The 22,232-nt window shown below is 54.7% G+C and carries 18 protein-coding genes and 1 pseudogene; 13 read left to right on the top strand and 6 right to left on the bottom strand.

All coding sequences use genetic code 11. From position 1 onward, the window contains the following. From ACTZWX_RS17185 to ACTZWX_RS17155, 7 genes and pseudogenes are all read left to right on the top strand, one after another. Positions 1-1,538: pseudogene (locus ACTZWX_RS17185) on the top strand (type VI secretion system Vgr family protein); the annotation flags it as partial. Next, the gene (locus ACTZWX_RS17180) at positions 1,535-2,332 is read left to right on the top strand and encodes a DUF4123 domain-containing protein (protein WP_444714949.1); all 798 of its coding nucleotides are present in this window, start codon (positions 1,535-1,537) and stop codon (positions 2,330-2,332) included. The pseudogene ACTZWX_RS17185 and the gene ACTZWX_RS17180, both read left to right, overlap by 4 nt. Beyond that, the gene (locus ACTZWX_RS17175) at positions 2,329-4,446 is read left to right on the top strand and encodes a LysM peptidoglycan-binding domain-containing protein (protein ID WP_444714948.1); all 2,118 of its coding nucleotides are present in this window, start codon (positions 2,329-2,331) and stop codon (positions 4,444-4,446) included. Before ACTZWX_RS17180 ends, ACTZWX_RS17175 begins: the two co-directional genes overlap by 4 nt. Before the next feature lie 13 nt (positions 4,447-4,459). Then, positions 4,460-5,398: a formylglycine-generating enzyme family protein gene (locus ACTZWX_RS17170; protein ID WP_444714947.1), complete on the top strand. Its 939-nt coding sequence runs from the start codon at positions 4,460-4,462 to the stop codon at positions 5,396-5,398. A gap of 127 nt (positions 5,399-5,525) precedes the next feature. After that, on the top strand, positions 5,526-6,371 hold the full coding sequence (locus ACTZWX_RS17165) for a hypothetical protein (RefSeq protein ID WP_444714946.1): 846 nt from the start codon (positions 5,526-5,528) through the stop codon (positions 6,369-6,371). An 86-nt stretch (positions 6,372-6,457) separates the two neighbouring features. After that, positions 6,458-7,156 carry a DUF3592 domain-containing protein gene (locus ACTZWX_RS17160; RefSeq protein WP_444714945.1) on the top strand — a complete coding sequence of 233 codons (699 nt, stop codon included), beginning with the start codon at positions 6,458-6,460 and terminating at the stop codon, positions 7,154-7,156. Between the two features lie 26 nt (positions 7,157-7,182). Next, on the top strand, positions 7,183-7,794 hold the full coding sequence (locus tag ACTZWX_RS17155) for a DUF3592 domain-containing protein (protein ID WP_444714944.1): 612 nt from the start codon (positions 7,183-7,185) through the stop codon (positions 7,792-7,794). Positions 7,795-7,934: 140 nt separating this feature from the next. Here the strand turns inward: ACTZWX_RS17155 and ACTZWX_RS17150 are convergent, their stop codons facing one another. Continuing rightward, positions 7,935-8,300 (bottom strand): thiol-disulfide oxidoreductase DCC family protein, encoded by a 366-nt coding sequence (locus ACTZWX_RS17150; RefSeq protein ID WP_072677803.1) that lies wholly within the window; start codon positions 8,298-8,300, stop codon positions 7,935-7,937. A gap of 215 nt (positions 8,301-8,515) precedes the next feature. On the opposite strand from ACTZWX_RS17150, the gene ACTZWX_RS17145 reads away from it, so the two are divergent. From ACTZWX_RS17145 to ACTZWX_RS17135, 3 genes are all read left to right on the top strand, one after another. After that, positions 8,516-9,619, top strand: a complete 1,104-nt coding sequence (locus tag ACTZWX_RS17145) for an AI-2E family transporter (protein ID WP_444714943.1) — start codon at positions 8,516-8,518, stop codon at positions 9,617-9,619. 271 nt (positions 9,620-9,890) lie between these two features. Further along, positions 9,891-11,042, top strand: a complete 1,152-nt coding sequence (locus ACTZWX_RS17140) for an alcohol dehydrogenase catalytic domain-containing protein (protein ID WP_444714942.1) — start codon at positions 9,891-9,893, stop codon at positions 11,040-11,042. After that, the gene (locus ACTZWX_RS17135; protein WP_444714941.1) at positions 11,039-12,082 is read left to right on the top strand and encodes a proline racemase family protein; all 1,044 of its coding nucleotides are present in this window, start codon (positions 11,039-11,041) and stop codon (positions 12,080-12,082) included. Before ACTZWX_RS17140 ends, ACTZWX_RS17135 begins: the two co-directional genes overlap by 4 nt. A 78-nt stretch (positions 12,083-12,160) precedes the next feature. Here ACTZWX_RS17135 and ACTZWX_RS17130 read toward each other — a convergent pair whose 3' ends face one another. After that, complete coding sequence (locus ACTZWX_RS17130) at positions 12,161-12,790, bottom strand: hypothetical protein (RefSeq protein WP_444714940.1); 630 nt, start codon at positions 12,788-12,790, stop codon at positions 12,161-12,163. 237 nt (positions 12,791-13,027) lie between these two features. On the opposite strand from ACTZWX_RS17130, the gene ACTZWX_RS17125 reads away from it, so the two are divergent. The 3 genes from ACTZWX_RS17125 (at position 13,028) to ACTZWX_RS17115 (ending at position 18,002) form a co-directional block, all read left to right on the top strand. Next, positions 13,028-13,453: an ion channel gene (locus ACTZWX_RS17125; protein WP_444714939.1), complete on the top strand. Its 426-nt coding sequence runs from the start codon at positions 13,028-13,030 to the stop codon at positions 13,451-13,453. 323 nt (positions 13,454-13,776) lie between these two features. Beyond that, a complete protein-coding gene (locus ACTZWX_RS17120) occupies positions 13,777-14,901 on the top strand; it encodes an efflux RND transporter periplasmic adaptor subunit (protein ID WP_444714952.1) in 1,125 nt (374 codons plus the stop codon). Then, positions 14,898-18,002 carry an efflux RND transporter permease subunit gene (locus ACTZWX_RS17115; RefSeq protein ID WP_444714938.1) on the top strand — a complete coding sequence of 1,035 codons (3,105 nt, stop codon included), beginning with the start codon at positions 14,898-14,900 and terminating at the stop codon, positions 18,000-18,002. Before ACTZWX_RS17120 ends, ACTZWX_RS17115 begins: the two co-directional genes overlap by 4 nt. Positions 18,003-18,072: 70 nt before the next feature. Here ACTZWX_RS17115 and ACTZWX_RS17110 read toward each other — a convergent pair whose 3' ends face one another. From ACTZWX_RS17110 to ACTZWX_RS17095, 4 genes are read right to left on the bottom strand one after another with little or no spacing between them, the layout of a single operon-like run. After that, positions 18,073-18,897, bottom strand: a complete 825-nt coding sequence (locus tag ACTZWX_RS17110; RefSeq protein WP_444714937.1) for an ABC transporter permease subunit — start codon at positions 18,895-18,897, stop codon at positions 18,073-18,075. Then, entirely contained in the window at positions 18,890-19,819 is a 930-nt protein-coding gene (locus ACTZWX_RS17105; RefSeq protein WP_444714936.1) for an ABC transporter permease subunit, read from the bottom strand. Before ACTZWX_RS17105 ends, ACTZWX_RS17110 begins: the two co-directional genes overlap by 8 nt. 4 nt (positions 19,820-19,823) lie before the next feature. Continuing rightward, positions 19,824-20,906 carry a polyamine ABC transporter ATP-binding protein gene (potA, locus tag ACTZWX_RS17100; RefSeq protein WP_444714951.1) on the bottom strand — a complete coding sequence of 361 codons (1,083 nt, stop codon included), beginning with the start codon at positions 20,904-20,906 and terminating at the stop codon, positions 19,824-19,826. Between the two features lie 38 nt (positions 20,907-20,944). Next, positions 20,945-22,051, bottom strand: a complete 1,107-nt coding sequence (locus ACTZWX_RS17095; RefSeq protein ID WP_444714935.1) for a polyamine ABC transporter substrate-binding protein — start codon at positions 22,049-22,051, stop codon at positions 20,945-20,947. Positions 22,052-22,232: the final 181 nt, after the last annotated feature.

Below are 22,232 nucleotides of genomic sequence, written 5' to 3'. Positions count from 1 at the left end.
AACTGGACCCGGTCCCCTGCAACACCCGGGCCGGCGGCAGCAGCAAACAAGCCTGTGTGTTCAGCTTCGCCTTCGAAGAGCGCATCAAAGCCGCGTCCGTGGCCATGAAGGACTACACCTTCAAAAACCCCGCCTACGCCCTGATGCACGAGCACAGTGCAGGTGAGGTAAGTCACCTTGAAGATTACCAGCACTACGACTACCCCGGCCGCTACAAAGCTGACGCCAGCGGCCAACCCTTCACCCAGGCCAGATTGGACGCCCTGAGAAACGATGCCTCCCTGGCCAGGGGCGAAAGCAACCGCCCGGACTTCACCCCCGGCGCCAAAGTGGAATTGCAGGAACACGACAGCCAGAGCCTGAACCGGGAATGGCTGCTGACCGCCGTCACCCACACCGGCAAACAGCCCCAGGCCCTGGAAGAAGAGGGTGGCAGCGAACCCACCAGCTACCACAACGACTTCACCGCCATTCCGGCCGATAAAATCTGGCGGCCCCTGTGCGAACACAAACCGATGATGGACGGCCCCCAGATGGCCATCGTCACCGGCCCCGAGGGTGAAGAGATTCACTGCGACCAGTATGGACGAGTGAAAGTAAGGTTCCCGTGGGACCGCTATTCAAAGAACGACGAACACTCCAGCGCCTGGCTACGCGTCGCCCAGGGCTGGGCCGGTGGCCAGTAGGGTTTTATGGCCCTACCCAGAATCGGCAATGAAGTGATTGTGTCCTTCCTGGACGGTGACCCGGACCAGCCCATTATTACCGGCAGGACTTACCACGCCACCAACACACCGCCGTACGCGCTGCCGGAACACAAAACCAGAACCACCCTGAAAACCAAAACCCACAAGGGTGAGGGCAGCAACGAACTCCGGTTTGAAGACGAAGCGGACCAGGAGCAAATCTACGTCCACGCCCAGAAAGACCTGGACCTGCTGACCGAAAACAACCGCACCGAAGTCATCAAGAACGACAGCCACCTGACGGTGGAAAACAACCGCTTCAGCCACACGAAAGGCAACAGCCACCACACCACCGAAGGCGAACACCGCGAGAGCATCGGCGCCGACTACAGCCTCACCGTCAACGGCAGCCACCATAGCAAGCAGGGCAAAAAACAGCTGGTGGAAGCTGGCACCGAAATCCACCACAAGGCCGGTATGAAAATTGTGATTGAAGCCGGCGCTGAGGTGACACTGAAGGCCGGTGGCAGCTTTGTGAGGCTGGACCCGAGTGGGGTGACTATTTCCGGACCGCTGGTGCGGATGAATTCCGGGGGTGGGCCGGGGAGTGGTAGTGGGGTTGGGGTTACGGGGCCGTTGTTGCCCGAGAGGTTGAACGAATTAACGGCCAACGATGAACCTGTGCAGGTGGCGGAAAATGGCACCAGAGCGACAGCGGGGCCTTCTGCAGCCTCGGTGCCCGCGTTGAAGTCCGCAGCTAAAAAGGATGTTGCTCTTGTAAAGCAATGCGGCCGCCAACCGGATGGTTCTTGTGCCATGGAAGCCTGTGCATGTGAGGGCGACATTGCATGATGGGCTTGGATGAGAAGGCCATTGAGCGAGCGTGGATACTGATTGATGGTGCGGTATTTGATGCTCCCAGGTTTATCTATGAATACGATGATCAGCCGGAACTCGAATACCTGTACCTTGGCACACCCCATGAGTCGGTCATCGAGGTGAGCCCCTGCCTTGTAAAGCCTTCGCCATCATCACGAATATGGTCAGAGCAGGTAAGATGGCAAGACCATGCCGTTGTCCTGATGGCAGACGAGATCCTGCCCGTATTGGCCGATCATTTACGAAGCCTGTTGAGCGTCAAGTTGCCTGATGGTGGCTATTCCTACCTCAGGTTCTATTCCCCAAAACAGCTGGTCAGGTTGATGGGAGCGTTCAGTGATCTGGAGCGAGACCAATTCAGTGGCCCGATAACAGACTGGCTGGCGTTCCAAAATAATGGTCAATGGCGGCGATTCAGTGCAGATGGCCAGAGACCAGCCAGGCAGGCTTCTGAGGAAGGCTGGTTTGTTCTTGCTGATCACCATATTGAGGCCCTGGCGGCTATGGCCAAAGACGAGTTCGTGACCCGGTTGGCCCAATACCTTTCCCTAAACGATGCATCCAGGCTGAACGCACTGATTCAGCAGGCCAACTCGTTTGGGTTCCGCACAGAGAAAGACGTAAGCCGATTTGCAGAGCTAGCTGTAGTGCACGGAGAGCGCATTGAGCATCCAGAATTTCAGGCTATTTTGTCCAGTTCTGAATTGCCAGCAGGTATGCGCTTGAGTGAACTGGATAAACGTTTGGCATATGGAGTTGCCCCATGAGTTCCGAGTACACCGTCAAGTCCGGCGACACCCTTAGTGCAATTGCACAGCGACACCAAACAACTTTAAGCAGCCTTCTGAGACTGAATCCGGATATCGACAATCCCGATCGGATCTTTCCTGGGCAGCGGCTCAAACTACCCGCTGCGAACGACGCAAATTTCTCCAGCTGCGAGGTCGGACAGGTTGCTCAGGAACCATCATGTGCAGATGAAATTGTGGAAGTTGTCCATGTCACGGGCTCTGATGAGTTGATCTTGTTGACGGAAGAGGAACTTTCTGAGTGGCTTGAGGAGGAAGAGTTCGTTTGCGGCCCGATGAACGCGTTTTATGCAAGGCTGGACGAGCTCGACGACGGCGACGAGGATTCCGAATTGAATCCGACTGATGGTGAAGGCCAGTCGCTGTCAGAAGTGCAGGAAGAGAAAGAGCGCCTAATTGAAGAACTGGAAGCTCGCTCCGTCCTTACTAACGATATGCAGAGCATACCGCCGATCACTGAGATCAAAAGATTGGCCGGTAATAAACATGTCACGTTTGTGCGCTCTGACAAAATGAAGAATCACCCGCGACGTTATTCCATAGCTGCAAGAGACCGAGCGCGGAGTTATGGATGGTTAACCGAGAATGGTGTTGATCCGGCAAAGCTTCGAGATGCTATTCGAAGTGAGCTGAACATCAAGTTCAACGCAAAATTGTGGGAGCCTGATCAGAATGGTGCCCTCATGACGACATTGAACAAGTTCTACGATGAGGCGTCCTGGTCGATCTGGGGTGATGCCGAGGCAAGACAACAAGCGGTTGACGAAACCGGCTTTGATGCTTCGGCAGAGGCCCAGTTTATGCGCTTTGCCGCGGGTTCAAGTGCTTCTGGTGAGTTTGATCCGAGAAAAGGCAAGGTCCACTTTCAAGCGAAGTTAGAAGGGCAGTTTGCTCTGGCTCAAGGCAAAGTGGGTATAGAGCAGGCATTTCCTGTGAATAATCGGTCGGAAATCCAGATCCCTTACCGGGTTGGCGGTTGGGACGGCGAGCGGAGAATTGCTTCGCTGGGGTATTTTCAGGCGGCGATCATGGCTTCCCTTTCGGGATTTGCCGGTGCCTCAGCACTTGTTGCCGGTAACGTTCATGTATCTACTACCGATGGCCTCCCAACTATAAAAGGAATTGCTGCTAGGCAGAACGGGCAGAAAGCAGAGATAGAAGGTGGTGTATTTGCGGGTGTCCGCGGCGGGTGTGAAGTTGCAGGTGAGCTGCGCTGGAGAGATGTTCTAACTGAAGCGCGAGAGTGGGATAGGCTCTGCAGTATCGGAAAGAAGGTCGAGGCTGCGTTTGGTGCAGGAGCGGAGTTTAATATTCGATTGCACTTCAGTGAAACCACGGGAAAGTTTTATTGCAATGCCCACGCAGGGCTCGTTTTGGGTGCCGGAGCCGCGGGGAGTTTTCTTCTCGAAGTAGAAACACAGAAAATTATGCGTATGCTTCATTTTGTTTATAACGCATTGCTTGATGTGGACTTCAGGTATTTGGAGTTATTTGATCCTGATACGGAAGCGTTCGGTTGGTATAAACGAATGAGTTTGTTCGCATTAGGACGTGGGATCAGTGCTGCTGCGGCAGCTCATGAGTTTGCAACGAGCGTGGTGACCGGGCTTGCAGAGTTTGTGGATGATGTATTCGTTGGACGAAAGCGCGAGCTGGGAGGGGCTGAGCTTGCCCAAAATGTTGTCAATGATCTAGCTCTTAAGGAAGACGCCGTGTTCTTGCATTCCCCTCCTGAAGTCAAAGGCACTGTCTTGGACAATATTCTCTATGATTGGTGGGTTACACCTGATATCTGGAGTAGTAACGATATAAAGATTCAGGCTGTGAGTGAGATCCTTGCTTCATTTCAGAGTTGGCGTGATTTCGAAGAAACGGTATTTCGGATGAATCCTGAGGGTGTTGCCAATCGGGGGGATTTTCAAGAGAACCTTGATCGCCTATTTGAGTTCGTTGGAAAAGGTGAAGCTGATCAGAGGTTATTTATTTATGAGCTGAGGAGTAAAGTCGCGATCGCGGGTAGACCAGTGCAAATGGACCCATTTAATGCCTGTCGAATATGCGGGATAGCTTAGGAGGCTTTGATAGATGTCGGGTGTTGATCCACTAAAAGTAGCTTGTTTGGTAGTAGTGCAAGCGTTTATTTCGGGCTGTGACGAAGATGAAGTGGTGTCCCAAGTCCTAACGCAAGCTATAGATAATCAGGTGTTCGTGCAAGGTGGTGAGTTTGTTCTTGGAGATGTTGGGAAACCTGATGGCACACCTTACGTGACTCTGACAGATCATAGCCGCCCCGTGGTTAACGTTAGGATCGATAGTTACTCGATATCGCGGTTCGAAACGACTTGGGGTGAAATAGCTGTTTATTACGAAGATCTTGAGCGATCTGACCTTTATGCAGACCAATTCAGCTTAAAAAAGTACCTGATGGTTTCGGATGACCCCTTGTCACCGAACTATTACCGGAAGCCCGCCCGAGTACCAAACTACGGAGAGGCTGAGGGGTATTGCGCTTGGCTCGCAGAACGTACCGGGCTGCCTTTTGCTTTGCCTACGGAGGCTCAGTGGGAGTATGCGGCTCGAAGCCGGGGGAGAGAGGTACCCTATGCCACCGATACAGGAGATATCGAGAGGGATCCCTACCTTCGCCGCCCGAAAGAGTATGTTGACCCTTCGACACCGCCTTCTGGCAACACTCTGATGCACTCTTCGCTGAAGTTCGAGCGGCGCCCGGTTGGAAGCTACCCACCAAATCCGCTAGGCCTTTACGACATGACTGGAAACGTAGCGGAATGGACGCAGGATTGGTTTCAAAGCGACTATTACAGGCACGCCCCCAGGGAAAATCCAAAGGGTCCTGATGGTCCGCTCGATACCGAGAGGCCTGAAAAAACCGTAAGGGACTGGGCCGGTGTAGGGGAGCACATTGGCGGTGGGGGCACGGTGTTTGCCCGAAGTGGTCGGCACATTGATTCGTCGGGGAATGGTTTCCGCTGTGTAGTTAACCGCTCTGAGCCTATTAACTGAGTATCGGGGTGCAATACGTTCATGCTGTACGACAAGTAATTCCGACTATAAGCATGTGAGGTATTCAAACTCAAAGGAAGAGCTCAGCACTTTCATAAGAGTTAATAAAACAGGGACGTTACTATTAATGCAGTATATTTCAGCGTTTCTCCCCTTACCCTCAACGCTCCTTCTTCTCAGCTATGTAGCGACAACATTGGCCGGCGGCTCTGGGTATTCTCTTCTGGAAATCGAGAACGGGATCCTGGATGTCGGGTTTTTGATTGTCTTCTTTGTGAGCAGCTTGGCAGGATGGTTGACGGTTGTTTTCAATGTGCCTTTTCGAGATGGAGACCGTATTACTCTCTTGGGTAAAGGCTTGCTGATTGGGCTTCTGACGTGGCCTTTCGAATTTGTCACCCTTTTTTTCGAGGGTAGGATTGTTCTCGCAAGTTGCTTGCTAATGGGTTGGTTCGGTCTAGCTTTTCAGTTACTTCCCGCGCTGAGTGCTGCATGGAATCGCCGGCTGCCGATGTTTGGCGCTCTTGCCGCTGCACTTGCAATCCCGGTTCTTATCAACCCGGCCGTGTGGACCAGCTCCAAATCGACTCCGATTCCCGAGGCTCATTGGGGTGTCTATTACCCAGACTATGCAGTGGAACAGGGAGCAAGTTTTGTAGCCCACTATCACGATCATGAGCGGCGCTTCAACAAACCTGCACGGGTAATTATTTCCAAAACGGGGATGTTCATGGTTAACGTCCTGGGCCGCCCGCTTTCTAACACATTCAGCCATTGTGGGGTTGGAGATCGGTTCCACGTATTTGCCAGTAGTTTCGTGGATGGATGTGGTTCGGATAAAGCGGATATTTCAGGACATACCCTTGAAATAGAGTTTTACGCACCGGGCAAGCTGAGTTGCGTTAACTGCCGTGAGTTCGGTAAGCCAGAACATTGGATGTGGATCGAATCTCTGAAGGATTTCTACGATTAGTCTAATTGTGCGAAAGAAACGGGTCAGGATGCTTGATTCAAGCCGATGTTCAACATAGTCGACAATGAGTTTCAAGGAACGAAAAAATGAAAACCCTGAAAATCCTAAAGTACACTTTTACCCTCATCGGCGTAGCTATGCTGTTCGGCGCTTTTGCTAGCTACAACAGCACCTCCGCCTTTATCGACCGGGCGACCGAAACCAGCGGGATAGTGACTGAGCTTGTATATTCCCGCTCCAGTGATTCCAGCAGCTATTACCCGGTCGTGGCATTTCAGGATGCCAGTGGCCGAGAGATCGTGTTTCAGTCCCGTTCCGGCTCAAACCCTCCCTCCTTCAGGCGCGGTGAGCGAGTTTCTGTGTTGTATGAGCCCTCAGCGCCGGAGAACGCGCAGATCAACGGTTTCTTTTCCCTGTGGGGGCTGTCATTGATCGTTGGCGGGCTCGGCCTGGTGTTTGCGTTGGTCGGTGGCGGGATGGTGCTGTTTGGTGTTCTGAAGGAGCGATCAAAAGCCTATCTGGAACAGCATGGCACCGAAGTACTCGCAAAATTTGCGTCGGTTGAGCAGAACACCAGTCTCACGGTCAACGGCCGGAATCCTTTTCGCATTGTCTGCCAGTGGCAACATCCGCAAACGGGGGAGCTGCATGTGTTCCGAAGCGACAACCTGTGGTTTGATCCCAGCGACCACATCCATCAGGAGACAGTGCCGGTTCTGGTTGATGAATCCAACCTCAAACGTTACTGGGTGAATACGTCATTTCTGCCGAAATTAGCGAGTTAGTCTTTTCGACCCTGACGGAGACCAACATGCGCAGAAAAGGCACCACCGACTGGCCGCTTCTAAGGGCAGCGGTAGAAGATCATCTCGACTTCTTTTTCATGTTGCTGGGCATGGGGCTTGTTTTCGGAATTGTTGGGGGAGGCGTTTTCTACCTGGGCTTTGGCGAGTGGGGTGCCATGATCTTCGGAGCCTTTTTCGCGTTGATAGGTTTGGCCCTGTTCATTTCTTCGTTTGTCACTGCCTACTCAAGCATCAGCTATTACTACGAACAGGCCCTGTTGCGTAAACACGGTGTGGAGGTAGATGGCGTTCTGACCAGAAAAGAGGCGGACTGCCAGTTTCACCAGGAGTATGACAAACACAACCGGCCATTGGGCGAGGGACACTACCAGTGCAATCTGTTGGTTGAGTTTGATTTTCAGTTTAACGGTCGAAATTGCAGTGGCGCTTTCTATCTCAATAAAGCGGAGCTGTTCGACAAACTCAAGGAAGGGGATCCTCTGCCACTGAAAGTTCTGAGGCTTGACCCTTCCGTTCATACGGTTCGTGAGCGGCGCCTCGCGAATATGCTTAAGGGCCGGGAGCCACAGACGCCGTCTCTGATTCCGGAAGGGGCAGAGATCAGCCAGTTGGCGTAGGTGTACTGTCGCTATACCGGTGGACCCTGCTAATCTGGTTAAATGTCGGTAACTCCCGCCAGCCAAAGTAGCTGGCGGGCACTCCCCATCAAAGATTCACTCTCACCAGAAAATTCAATGCCTACTGCAATAAATGTTGTTTACGATGGACCAACGGAGCAGGCGTACTTCTGTTCGAACCGGCGATCAGCCCAGCCTTCATACACCCGTTTTGCGACCGGGTAAACCACTGGCCACAACAGGGGCTTGAGCAACCAGCCAAACGGTGTGTGAGACCATGCACGAACATTGGCCGGCAAGCCGATTACCCATTCCCCGTTCCAGGTCATCAGGTGCAATCGCTTGAGAAGTTCCTCACGCGTTGGTAACTGTGCGTTGTGCGCATTCTGCTCGTGGATATCGGCAAATATCAGATCGCCACGTTGTAACTTCCTGAGCGTGCGGATTTCCTTAGCGCACAGTGGGCAGCGTCCGTCGTAGAAAAGGGTGTCATAACGCGGTGGCATCTGGTTCTCCGGTTCAACTCAGGCTTCGTGCCTTTGTATACGCAGTTGGCAATGCCCCCGGTTCAGTTTTGTGCTTGGGCGAATGGTAATTGTTTGATAATGCAAGCAAGATGCTGGAACGCTACACTAGCAACTCACCCGCAACCCGCCTGTGCGGGCCTAATCGGCGTTGTGGATGACACGGCGCCATCCTGATCTGAAGGTACTGAAACAGCATGGATGATTCCCCAACAGAAAACCGCTCTCCCGAGAACCAGCCCGGGAAGAGTGTGCTGGCTGAGCTCTCTACGCCCATCTATGGCCTGTTTATCCTGGGCATCCTGTATACCCTCTATCTTGCTCACCAGATTATCCTGCCTATTGTTCTGGCCGTACTGACCAGCTTGCTGCTCTCGCCGTTAGTGAAGAAAGCCTATATCAATTGGCGGTTGCCAAAAGTGGTGAGCTCGCTGGTACTGGTGTTGGTTGTGCTTGCAGGTATCGTGGGTATTGGCGCTGCGGTTGCAACCCCGGCCCTTGAGTGGGCCCAGAAAGCACCTGAGGGCATATCCAGGCTGTTGGTGGGTGACAGCGAAATCATGCGCCAGCTCGATAAGGTCAGCCAGTCAGCGGAGCAGGTGGAAAAGTCCGTGGATGAGCTGTCGGAGACCAATCAGTCGAAGCCCACAACAGTGGTTTTGCAAACGGATTCCTGGCGGAGCCAGCTGATGTCCAAAGCCCGTAACGGAGTAGCAGGCCTGGCGTTGGCACTGGCGTTAACCTATTTCCTGTTGGTGAGCGGTGACAGGTTGATCTTTAACTTTGTCAAACAGCTGCCACGGCTGCAGCGCAAGACTGTTCTGAGAATCACCCACGACTCCCAGCAACAGATTGCCCAGTATCTCGCCGTGCTGGGGTTGAGTAACCTATCCGTTGGCGTGCTTACCGGACTCATCTGTTGGGCCATCGGTTTGCCAGACCCAGCCATGTGGGGTCTGATCGCTGGCCTTGCCCGGTTTATCCCATATCTCGGCAATATGCTCACGATTGCGTTGCTGGCAGTGGTTTCCGCCATTACTCTGGATACGCTTTGGATGATGGCCATCGCGCCGCTGAGTTTTATCCTGCTGACCACCATTGTTGGCTTTTTCCTGGAACCCTGGATTCACGGCTTTCGCATGGCCATCAACCCGGTCATCATCTTCGTATCCATCTTCTTCTGGGGCTGGCTCTGGGGCCCGGTGGGCGTTCTGCTGGCGGTGCCGCTCATGACCGTCATTCAGGTAGTCCTCAAACAAATACCCCGACTACGCCCGGTGTACAAAGTGATTGCACGATAAGTGGCGTCAAACTCAACCGCCAGGTTACGAACTACGCTTCCTTTCCAACAAGGTTTAGTCGGCGGGAAGTGGGGCGTGTTTTTCTGGCAGGAAAAAAGATGTTTGAGCGAAGCGAGTTGTTTTTTCCAGAAGAAAAACACGCCCCACCTCCCAGCCCGCCCCCAAACCCAACGGATGGGCAATAAAAGCACGAACCAACGCCCCCTGACACAACCCCAGATCTCTCCTATGCTCTGAAGATCACTAAAACCACCAGAACAGGGAGGAGCCAATGTCCGAGATCCCGGCTTCCATGAAAGCCATGGTCCTCACCGGCCATGGCGGCATCGACAAACTTGAATACCAGAACATACCAGTGCCCAAACCGGCTGCCGGCCAGGTACTGGTGCAGGTAACCGCCACCGCCAAAAACAACACCGATCGCAAAGCCCGGGAAGGACTCTACCCCACCAAAAAAGGCGAGATGACGTCGTTCCAGATGGGGGGCAAACCCACGTTGACGTTTCCGCGTATTCAGGGCGCCGACATCGCCGGTAAGGTTGTGGCGGTGGGCGAGGGCGTCAGTGAAGCCCGTATCGGAGAGCGGGGCCTCCTGGACTTTAACATCTACGCCAACGACCGCACCGATATCAATCTCACTCCGGACTACTATGGTCATGGCGCCGATGGCGGTTATGCCGAATACGTGGCTCTGCCGTCTGAACAGTTTCACAATATCCCCAACCCTGAGCTGGCCGATGCCGAACTAGCGGCCATGGGCATGTGTTCCTACCAGACCGCCTACCACATGCTCACCTCCGCCAACGTTCAGGCCGGTGAGCGGGTGCTGGTGACCGGTGCCAGCGGCGGCGTGGGCACTGCACTGATCCAGCTTTGCCGCATCATCGGCGCTGTCCCTTACGCATTGAGCCAGAAAGACAAAGCCCAACCCCTGCTCGATCTGGGCGCCGAAGCGGTGTTGGATCGTAGCGACATGGGTACCTTTGTAGACCGGGTCAAGAAAGAAACCGGCGGCAAACCCCTCGATGCGGTGATGGATTTGGTGGGCGGCGAAATGACGGACATGTTCATCGACGCCATGATCTTCGACATGAACGCCCGCAGCACCTACCCGCGCATGAGCATCGCAGGAGCCAGTGGCGGCAACATCAGTGAAATTCTCTGGACCCGAATCTACCTGTATCAGGTGCATATTTTCGGGGTATCCCATGGCACCCGTGAAGAAGCAAACCAGCTGATGACCTGGATACGCGATGGCCATCTAAAACCCGTGCTACACGGCGCTTTCAAACTGTCGGAGTTGCACTGGGCGGAGGAGTACTTCGTCAATCGGGGTGGTAATTATCTGGGCAAGATCGTCATCGTGCCGGATGCCCAATGGCCGGTACACGGCCAACCTTTTGCGCTGGAGGCAGGCGGATGAAACCGGAACTCACCATTCAGTTGATGGATACCCACGCCGGCGGCGATGTCAGCCGTATTGTGACCGGTGGCATTACCGCTTTGCCCGGCGATACCGTACGAGCCCAGATGGAATATCTGCGGGATGACGCCGACGGCCTGCGCCGGCTGCTGTTGGAAGAACCCTACGGCATCCCCGAAATGTCTGTCGACTTGCTGGTGCCCGCCACCGATCCGGAAGCGGCCGCCGGATATATCATCATGGAAGTCATGGGCTACCCAATCTACTCCGGTTCTAACACCATCTGCACGGCAACGGCGGTTCTGGAAGCCGGAATCGTCCGCAAACAGGAAGGTAAACAACACTTCAAACTGGAATCCCCCGCCGGCCTGGTGAGCATTGAGGCCACCGTGCATGACGGGGTGGTGGAAGCCATCACCTGCGAAGGCCTGCCCAGTTACATCCACACCCACAACGCCAGTATCAATGTGCCCGGCATCGGCCAGGTCCGCTACAGCGTGGCCTACAGTGGCGGCTTTTACGCCCTGGTCGACGCCAAATCACTGGGCTTCGATCTTACCCTGGACGAAGAACGCCACCTGGCCGAAACCGCCCATGCCATCGTTGAGGCTATCCAAGCTGAACGGGGTTTCTCCCATTACACTCTGGGCGACGTGGGCCCGCTGCCGTTCCTGCACTTCATGGGCCCGGTAGAACAAGTGGCCGAAGGCTACTACCGCTCCCGCTCCGCCACCTACGTGCACCCCGGCGTCATCTGCCGAAGCACCACGGGTACCGGCACCTCGGCGCGGCTGGCGTTGATGAATCTCGAAGGCCGAATCAAACCCGGCGATAAGCTGGAAACCGTCTCTTTGAGAGAGACGGGATTCATCGGTGAATTCACAGCGGTCGAGCAAGAAGGGGAATATGCGGTCGTCAAAAACACCACCACCGGCAAAGCCTATGTCATTGCCAGGTCAGACATTGTGGTGAACTGTGACGACCCGATGGTGGAGTGCAACGGTCTGATTCACATCCTCTCGACAGGAAATGGCTCCTGAACAAGAAAAACATACCTATTGGTCAACCGGAGTTTACGGCAGAGGGGTTCAGGGTCTCGCAGGTGGTCATGTGTTGGCTCATTCAGCGAACGATTTTTGAAGCTCCTGCACCGCGAGGCTGGCAAATTCACGGGTTGCCTGTTTGAGCGATTTTGGATCAATGGTGCTGGAAAACATTTGCCAGATAGCCTCGCCCGACTCCGTATCGAACAGCGTTGTTCTGAGTATGTATTCTGTGGATTCCTCATAATGCTTCGGAATTGTCATGGTTTCCATATAGGTGACGGAAGCAAGAGCGCCGATATTTGTGGTTACGGGATTAAAGACAACTTGGTTGGGCACATAATTAATCTGGCGGTTTTTTCTGACTAGAGAGACGGTTAGAACGCCATCGGCAGTTTGTGCTTGCAAACGCTCTTTTATTGTCTCCCGCAGCGCGTCTGGATCTTCCCAGGGCAGGTTGGGTGCGGAGCCGTATTCGATGGCTTTAAAGCCCGAATTGTTGAGGCGAGTTACCAGCGCAGTCTCCATTGCGGTCCTGTTTAATTCCTTTGGGCTTATAGCCAGTACCAGAACCTTCTCTGGCGACTGAACATTGCCCTGCACCTTCGTGATACTTTTCACTTCCGGACTGGTGGAGCAGCCGGAAAACGCTCCAAAACCAAGAAAAAACATCAGAAAGCTTACCACCAGTTTGGAACTATTCATCTTCATTTCCCCAATTTATAGCCTTTAGGTTGGATGTGCAGCTAGTAGTCTTATACATTATTGAACCATAGCTTCAAGTGAAATAGCTGCTGTTGTCCTTCCGAAATCCGAGACAACACAGGCCACGTCCGTTTTCGGTTCGAAAGGGTTGCGCTCTATTAAGCTCTCTATTCCAGCATCGGATCGTTCAGTGACAGATTCGTTTTTCCTGAAACACACAACAGGCGAACAATAAAGATGACATCGATCCTGGTGCTGACATTTGGCCTGGTGGCTGCGACCGTGCTGATTCATACCGCCTTTTTAACCCTGTCGATGAAATGGCTGTCAGGTCTTAATACTGGGCATGAGCGTAATTTCAATTTCTGGCCGCTTACATGGCTTTTTGTAAGGTTGGTATGGATTCTCCTTGTCAGTCACACGGCCCAGATAGTCATCTGGGCCTGCTTTTATTATTGGGGCGGCGCCATCTCTTATTTTGAATCTGCGGTGTACTTCTCCGGCGTTACTTATACAACTATCGGGTATGGCGATCTGGTGGTTCCGCCACCCTGGCGCATTATCGCGACGGTTGAGGGGCTGACGGGCATTGTCATGTGCAGCCTTTCTGCAGCTTTTTTCTTCTCGGTAATGACCCGTTTATTCCTTGATCGCCAACCTTAATTTGCCAGTGCTTCAACGGAGTCTGCTACGGAGTCAATCGTCCTGACTCAGAACACAGCATACGGAAACAGAACAGCCAATTTTTCTATACTCTGTTTTTGCTTTCAGTTTTGTTTCCCAGATTCGTCTTGTTTAGGTAGGATAAACATTAATTAGCTTTTCAGAAGAGCGAATGATGGGGCCATGCAAAAGCGCGCCCCTCGATCATATCAAAAAGCCCAGATACACAGGCCTTCAGAGAACAACAAGGAAAACCAATGTTGAAAATCCGGCAGCACCAGAAACCTTTCATTATTAATGCCTCATGGTTTTTTGGGCTGTTTGTGTGTGTGTCTTCTATTGTTGGCTGTTCGGAGCCAGTTGAGACGATCCAAAGCGCACCGGTCGCGGTTTCCGTGGTGACGGTAAACAGCTCTGAAGTAAGGCCGTCCCGGGACTTTGTCGCCAGAACCGCCCCCTCCGCGAGGGCAGATATTTCTGCCCGAATCGAGGGGGAAATAATGGAAATCAATTTTAAAGAGGGCGCCCGGGTTCAAAAAAATCAACTGCTGGTTCGTCTGGAGGACAATGTCGCCAGTGCAACCCTCAGTCAGGCTCAAGCGGAGCTGACTGCATCTCGTTCGGAGCTGGCCTCGGCAACCAGAAACCTGGAGCGAGGTAAAGAGGTTTCTGAGAAGGGGTTTCTATCAGCGGCGGATCTGGACAAACTCCAGGATCGTTTCAGCGCTGCTCAAGGGCGCCTGCAAAGTGCAGAAGCCGCTTTGCAGAAAGCCCAAAATAACCTGGGTTATACCGAAATTCGGGCGCCATTCGACGGCTGGATTGGCAAACTTAATTTCGATGTGGGCGCTGTTGTCAGCCCCTCTAGCGGGCCGATTACCGAGGTCTTGGTGACAGACCCCATCTATGTAAGTTTCCAGGTTAACGAGGCGGATTACGTCGGTTATCGCCGCGCCGGGCAAGCCGCTGCCAACCTTGCCGGCAATCTTGGGCTTTACCTGACCTTACCGGACGGACAGCGATATGCTGCCGCTGGCGCCCTGGACTTCGCGGATGTCCAGACTGACGCTTCCACCGGCACCGTTGCCATGCGCGCGGTCTTCCCTAATTCAGCTTCGGTTCTGGTGCCAGGGCTTTATGTCACCCTGCATATTGAGGGCCAGGCCGGTGAAGACCGGATCCTGGTACCCCAGGTCGCTTTGCAGGAAACGCTCGAAGGCAAATTCGTGCTGGTGGTCAATGACCAGGAGCAGGTGGCGCAACGCTTCATCACCACAGGCCCTCGTAGAGGCGCCATGATCGTTGCCGAGACGGGCCTGGAAGTCGGTGACCGGGTCATCGTCGAAGGCACGCAGAAAGTCCGTTCCGGCGCAACTGTGGCACCGCTACAGAAACAGATCGACCCCAAAACAGGCGTACTCACCACTGGTGATGAGGCCGCGAAATGATAAGCAGTGTCTTTATTCAGCGACCGAAGTTTGCGTTTGTCATTTCCATTCTGATAACCCTTGCGGGTCTGCTGGCCCTTCGTGGGCTGCCGGTCAATATGTATCCGGATATGGCGCCACCCCAGATCCAGGTGTCGGCTTCTCTGCCGGGTGCCAGTTCGCAGGTTGTGGAGGAGTCGGTTATCCGACCGATTGAGCAACAGCTCAACGGTGTGGAAGGAATGATCTACATCGAGTCGACCGCATCCAGTGATGGTGCTGCCAAGATAACGCTAACCTTTGAAAGCGGCACTGATACAGATATTGCGCAGGTAAACGTGCAGAACCGTGTTGCACTGGCCGAACCCTTCTTGCCGGATGAAGTTCGGCGGCAGGGTGTGGTTGTCAGAAAACAGGCCGGCAACATGTTGATGGGTATTAACCTCACCTCTGAGCGGCCGGATCTGGACGGTGTTTTTCTCAGTAATTTTGCGTCCAATAATCTGGTCGAGACCCTGGGGCGTGTGCCTGGTGTTGGCTCCGCTGAAGTGATGGGCGCAAAAGATTACAGTATGCGGATCTGGCTGGACCCCCAGCGTATGTCTGCGCTTGATATTACCGTTGCCGAAGTAGCCGCGGCATTGAGGGAACAGAACCAGATTGTGGCTGCCGGCAAGCTGGGGCAGTCGCCAGTGCCCGCTGGTCAGCAATTTGTGTACAGCATACAGAGCAGCGAGCGGCTATCAGACCCGGAGGAATTCGCCCAGACCATTCTGCGCGCAAAACCCGACGGCGGATTTGTGCGCCTGCAGGACATCGGTCGCATCGAGCTGGGTTCTCGCTCCTACGCGTCAACCGCCAAGCTGAACAATCGTGATACCGCATTCGTCGTGATTTATCAGCTACCGGATGCCAACGCACTGGAAGTCGCAGAGAAGGTCAAAAAGGTTGTCAATAGCGCAGCCCCTGCGTTTCCGGACGGTGTAAAGCACAGCATCCTTTTCGACAGCACCGATTTTATCAGCCGCTCCATCGACGAGGTCGTCATCACTCTGTTACAGGCCGTTGGGCTCGTCATACTAGTGGTTTTCCTGTTCCTGCAGAACTGGCGGGCTACCCTTATTCCCAGTATCGCCATTCCGGTCTCGCTCATTGGCACCTTTGCCGTCATGGCGGCACTCGGATATTCCATCAATACCATCACCTTGTTCGGGCTGGTGCTCGCCATCGGCATTGTGGTGGATGATGCCATCGTGGTTATCGAAAACGTTGAACGGCTGCTGAAAGAAGAGAAATTGCCGATTCGCGAGGCGGTCACAAAGGCCATGGCCGAAGTGACTGGCCCGGTCATCGCCACCACGCTGGTTCTTTTGGCGGTGTTTGTACCGGTTGGTTTCATGCCTGGTATCACCGGCGAATTATATAAACAGTTTTCCGTAACCATTTCCGTCGCAGTAATCATTTCATCCATTAACGCCTTAACCCTGAGCCCGGCGCTTTGTGTTGCGTTGTTAGGTCGCAGTGACAGCAAACCCATAAGGTGGTTAAGCCCAGTCGAGAAGGCGATTACCAGCAGCACCAGAGGCTACGACAGATTGGTCACGCAGCTGCTTCGTAAGGGTGCCCTGATGGGGGTGGCATTGGTAGCAATCCTGGTGGCAAGCGCGGGCCTGTTCAAGGCCGTACCCGCTGCCTTTGTGCCACCGGAGGACCAGGGATTCCTGTTTGTGGATGTTCAGTTGCCGGATGCAGCAGCTCTTGAGCGCACAGACGCTGTTCTTGAAAAGGTGACAGAACTGGTTCTGCAGGACCCTGCGGTGACCGACTTTATTACGGTATCGGGGTTTTCCCTGTTGGGGGGCGCAAACTCGAACAATGGTCTCGGTATCGTCACCCTGAAAGACTGGGAGGAGCGTGAAGACAAAGCTCTTGGTCTGAGGCAGGTGATTCCCCGCCTTTCGTCGAGCTTGTGGTCAATTGCGGAAGCGCAAGTCATGGTATTTAATCCTCCTCCTATTCCGGGGCTTGGCACATCCTCAGGTTTCGACTTCCGGCTTCAGGATAACCAGGGAAGGGACGTAGCGGAGCTTTCCCAGGTAATGAACGGACTGATTTTCGAGGCCAACCAACATGAGGCGCTGTCTCGGGTTTACAGCACCTACCGCGCCAATATTCCACAATACCTGCTGCACGTAGACCGAAATAAAGCCAAGGCAATGGGCATCCAGTTGTCAGACATTTTCTCCACCCTTCAGACACAGATGGGCTCTTTGTACGTGAACGACTTCACCCGTTTTGGTAAGAACTACCGGGTATTGTTACAGGCAGAAGGCCGCTACCGACAAGAACCCGAAGACCTCTCCTACTACAGGGTCCGTAATCAGCAGGGTGACATGGTGCCACTTACGACACTGGCTTCCCTTGAACCTGTTCTCGGCCCATCTTCTATCCAGCATTTCAATCTCCAGCGCTCCGTAACCATTTCCGGTGAAGCGGCCCCTGGTTATGCCAGTGGTGATGCAATTCAGGCGATGGAGAGTCTGGCGGAAAGTTTACCTCAGGGTTATGGGTTCAGCTGGGCAGGACAAAGCCTGCAGGAGATACAGGCTGGTAGCCTGGCAGCGGTGATCTTCCTGCTGGCCATAGTGCTCGTCTACCTGTTTCTGGTTGCCCAGTACGAAAGCTGGACCTTGCCATTAGCGGTTATTGGTGCTGTGCCACTGGCCATGTTTGGTGCCATGGGCGGGCTCTGGGTACTGGGTATGGCGAACAACATATACGCCCAGGTGGGCTTGGTACTGTTGATTGGGCTCTCTACCAAAACTGCCATCCTGATCGTGGAGTTTGCCATGCAATTGCGGCAATCCGGCATGCCTACCGCCGAAGCAGCCCAAAAAGCGGCCGTGCTGCGCTTCCGGGCGGTTTTGATGACGGCCCTGTCTTTCGTGCTTGGCGTGCTGCCATTGGTCTTTGCCAGCGGTGCCGGGGCGGCAAGCCGGGTTAGCCTCGGTGTCACAGTTCTTTTTGGTATGGTTTCCGCTACCGTTCTCGGCACGTTGCTGGTGCCATTGTTTTACAAGTGGGTTCAGTCCGTCCGTGACCGCCGCCAAGCGGCGCTATAGTTCGTTGGCACTTCAGTCCGGAAAAGTAGAACGGTCATGATAAGAGCTCTATTTTCAACGCAGCCATCAATCAGCGTGCCTTGTTGTTTTTAGTCAGTTGCGCCCGCCGCATCAGATACCAAGCAATAAAAGCGATCACCGACACTACGGCAATAGTGATCGTCGCCAGAGCGTTGATCTCCGGCGACACTCCCATCCGTACGGATGAAAACACCACCATCGGCAACGTCGTCGCCCCGGGCCCGGAGACAAAGCTGGCAATCACCAGGTCATCCAGAGACAGGGTGAACGCCAGCAGCCAACCCGACACCAGGGCCGGTGCAATCACCGGCAAGGTGATCACAAAGAAGGTCTTCAGCGGCGTACAGCCCAGATCCATGGCGGCTTCCTCAATGGAGAGGTCTACCTCACGCAGCCGCGCGCTCACCACCACCGCCACGTAGGCGCTGCAGAAGGTGGTGTGGGCAATCCAGATGGTGGCCATGCCACGGTCGGTTGGCCAGCCGATCAACTGGGCCATCTGCACAAACAGCAGCAACAGTGACAGACCGGTGATCACTTCCGGCATCACCAGGGGGGCGGTGATCATGCTGGACAGCAGGGTGCGGCCGCGCATCTTCTTGAATCGGGTGATCACAAACGCACACAGGGTGCCCAGGCACACCGCCATGCTGGCGGAGTAGAAGGCGATGCGCAGGCTTATCCACACCGCAGACAGGATTTGCTCGTTGGCGAACAGAGCCCCGTACCACTTGGTGGAAAAACCGGCCCATACGGATACCAGCCGAGAGGCGTTGAACGAGTACACGATCAATACCACCATCGGCAGGTACAAGAACAGCATGCCCAGCACCAGCATGATTTTGGAGAAACCGGGCGCTCTTAGCTTAACCATTTTTTTCCATCTCCCGTGCCTGGAAGCGGTGGAACAGCACGATGGGCACCAGCAGCAGTGCCAGCATCACAATCGCCAGGGCGGAAGCCACCGGCCAGTCGCGGTTGTTGAAGAACTCTTCCCATAGCACCTTGCCGATCATCAGGGTATCGGGCCCGCCCAGCAGTTCCGGAATTACAAACTCGCCCACGGCGGGTATAAACACCAGCATGGAGCCCGCCAGAATGCCGGCCTTGGACAGCGGCAAGGTGATGGCCCAGAAGGTGGTCAGGCTGCGGCAGCCCAGATCCGAGGCCGCCTCCAGCAGGCGCACGTCCAGCTTCACCAGGTTGGTGTAGATGGGCAGGATCATGAACGGCAGGTAGGCGTAGACGATGCCCAGAATCACCGCGAAGTTGGTGTTCAGTATCTTCAATGGCGATTTGATCACCCCCAGCCAAAGCAGAAAATTGTTGAGCAGGCCCTGATTGCCGAGGATGCCCATCCAGGCGTACACCCGAATCAGGAATGAAGTCCAGGACGGCAGCATTACCATCAGCAGGAACACTAGCTGCCAGTGCTTGGGCGCGCGGGCCATGGCATAGGCCATGGGATAGCCGATCAGCAGGCAGAACAGGGTGGCCAGGAAGGCAGTCTTCACCGAGCCCCAGTAGGCGGCCACGTAGAGGCTGTCGGAGACCAGGAACAGGTAGTTGCCGAAATTCACCACCACCGACAGGGTGTTATCTACCCACCGGAACACCGGCTCATAAGGCGGAATCGCCATCACCGCCGAGGTCAGGCTGATTTTTAGCACCAGGGCAAATGGCAGCAGGAAGAACAGCAGCAGCCAGGCGAAAGGCACGCCGAACACCACCCGACGATGGAACAGCACCGCACGCACCCGCTCCACGACCGGGGCGGGAAAGAGCTTTCGATTCATTGCGTCAGTTCCAGAGCAGAATGGGGCTGGAGGCTTCCCAGGACACATAGACCCGGTCGCCCCAGGTGGGCCGCTCACCACGGCGTTCCACGTTGGCCATGGTGGCCTGAACCCGCTTGCCACTGGCCAGCTTCACGTAATAAGACGTGATGTCGCCCAGGTAGGCAATGTTGTCTACGGTACCGCAGCTCCAGTTGGTATCACCCTCGGGTTTCTCCGTGGTCAGGTAGATTTTCTCCGGGCGCAGCGCAATCAGGGTTTCGGTGGTTTCTGCGGGCGTGGTTACGCCCCGGTCAATAAACACCGGTGCATCCAGCAGATCACTGGTGAGTGAAATGCTGTCAGAGTTGTCTTCCAGGATGTTCGACTCAAAGATATTCACTGAGCCGATGAACTCCGCCGTCATCCGGCTGTTCGGGCTCTCGTAGATATCAATGGGTGAGCCCACTTGGGCAATCTGGCCATGAGACATAATAGCAATGCGGCTGGCCATGGTCATGGCTTCTTCCTGGTCGTGGGTGACCATCAGGCAGGTGACGCCCACCTTTTCCAGGATATCCACCAGCTCCAGCTGCATTTCCGTGCGCAGTTTTTTGTCGAGCGCGCCCATGGGCTCGTCCAGCAACAACAGTTTGGGGCGTTTGGCCAGGGATCTGGCCAAGGCCACGCGCTGTTGCTGTCCGCCAGACAACTGTTGTGGCCGGCGCTTGCCGTAGGCTTCCATCTTCACCAGTTTGAGCATGGCCGCTACGCGGTCGGCGATTTCGTTCTTCGGTAGCTTGTCCTGTTTCAGGCCCATGGCAATGTTCTGCTCTACCGTCATGTGCGGGAACAGGGCATAGGATTGGAACATCATGTTGGTGGGCCGCAGGTACGGGGGCAGGGCAGTGATATCCTGGCCGTCCAGCACGATGCGACCGGAATCCGGAGTTTCAAAGCCTGCCAGCATGCGCAATAGGGTGGATTTGCCGGAGCCGGAACCACCCAGCAGAGCAAAGATCTCACCCTTGTGGATGTCCAGGCTCACATCGTCCACCGCCAGGGTGCTGTCAAAGTTCTTGGAAATACCCTTGATGCTGAGAAGCACCTCCGCTTGCGCGGAGGTGCTGTTGGTTACGGCCACCGTCAGCGACCAGACTTCACGCTGGTCCAGGTACGGGTCATCAGGCGCTGGGCGTCCTGGGGCCGACCTTCCATGATGTAGAGATTCTTCATCACGTCATCAGTGGGGTAGATGCTGGTGTCTTCCAGGATTTCCGGATTCACAAACTCGTCTGCCGCCTTGTTCGGGTTGGCGTACCACACGTAGTTGGTGACTTCTGCGATGATCTCCGGGCGCATCAGGAAGTTCATCAGCTTGTGGGCGTTGTCTGCGTTCGGGGCACCGGCCGGAATGGTCATCATGTCAAACCACAGCACCGCACCCTCTTTTGGGATGGTGTAGCGGATGACATTGCCGTTTTTGGCTTCGTCAGCGCGGGCAGCGGCCTGCAGGATGTCGCCGGAATAGCCAGCAGCCACACACAGGTCACCGTTGGCCAGATCGCCAATGTAGCGGGACGAATGGAAGTAGGTGATGTTGGGGCGCACGGCCCGGATCACATCGCCGCCTTTTTTGATGTCGTCTGCGCTGTTGCTGTTAGGGTCCAGGCCAATGTAAGCCATGGCGGCGCGCACCATCTCTTCACCGGAGTCCAGCATGGCAATGCCACAGCCGCCAGCAGCCAGTTTTTTGGTCACTTCCGGATCAAACACCATGGCCCAGGAGTCTACAGGTGCATCGTCACCCAGGATTTTCTGGATGCGGCCTTCGTTGTAGCCATAGCCGTTGGTGCCCCACAAGTAAGGCAGGGAGAACTGGCTGCCCGGGTCGACCTTTTCGAGGTCGTCCATTAGGTCCGGGTTCAGGTTGGCCATATTCCGCAGTTTGCTGTGGTCCAGCGCCACGAAGGCCTTGGCAGTAATCTGCTTGGCTACGTAGTGGTTGGAAGGCACCACCAGGTCATATCCGGAACGGCCAGACAGCAAAGCTGCTTCGAGCACTTCGTTGCTGTCGTAAACGTCGTAGATAACCTTGATGCCGGTCTCTTCCGTGAACTTCGCCAGGGTGTCCTCGGCGATGTAGTCAGACCAGTTATAAACACGCACTTCTCCGGCGGCAAAAACCGAAGAGGCACCCAGAGACAACGCAACAACGGCGGCAAGCGCCTGTGGCTTACACAACTTGAACATTGGATGGTGTCCCTCACTGAAAAGGGATGGATACAAAGCGCGCAGGACGCACGCAGTTCTTGGTGGGATTCGAGCGATTTTTAACACGAGAATCCGGTGCGCGCTACAAAAATTTCAACGTTGGGATTGGGGGTTATACCTATCTGATTTCACTCTTCGCAAACGCCTGGTTCAGTATGCC

Source organism: Marinobacter sp. NSM, from assembly GCF_052380025.1.
GTDB lineage: Bacteria > Pseudomonadota > Gammaproteobacteria > Pseudomonadales > Oleiphilaceae > Marinobacter.
This window is presented reverse-complemented; position numbering and strand designations above follow the sequence as displayed.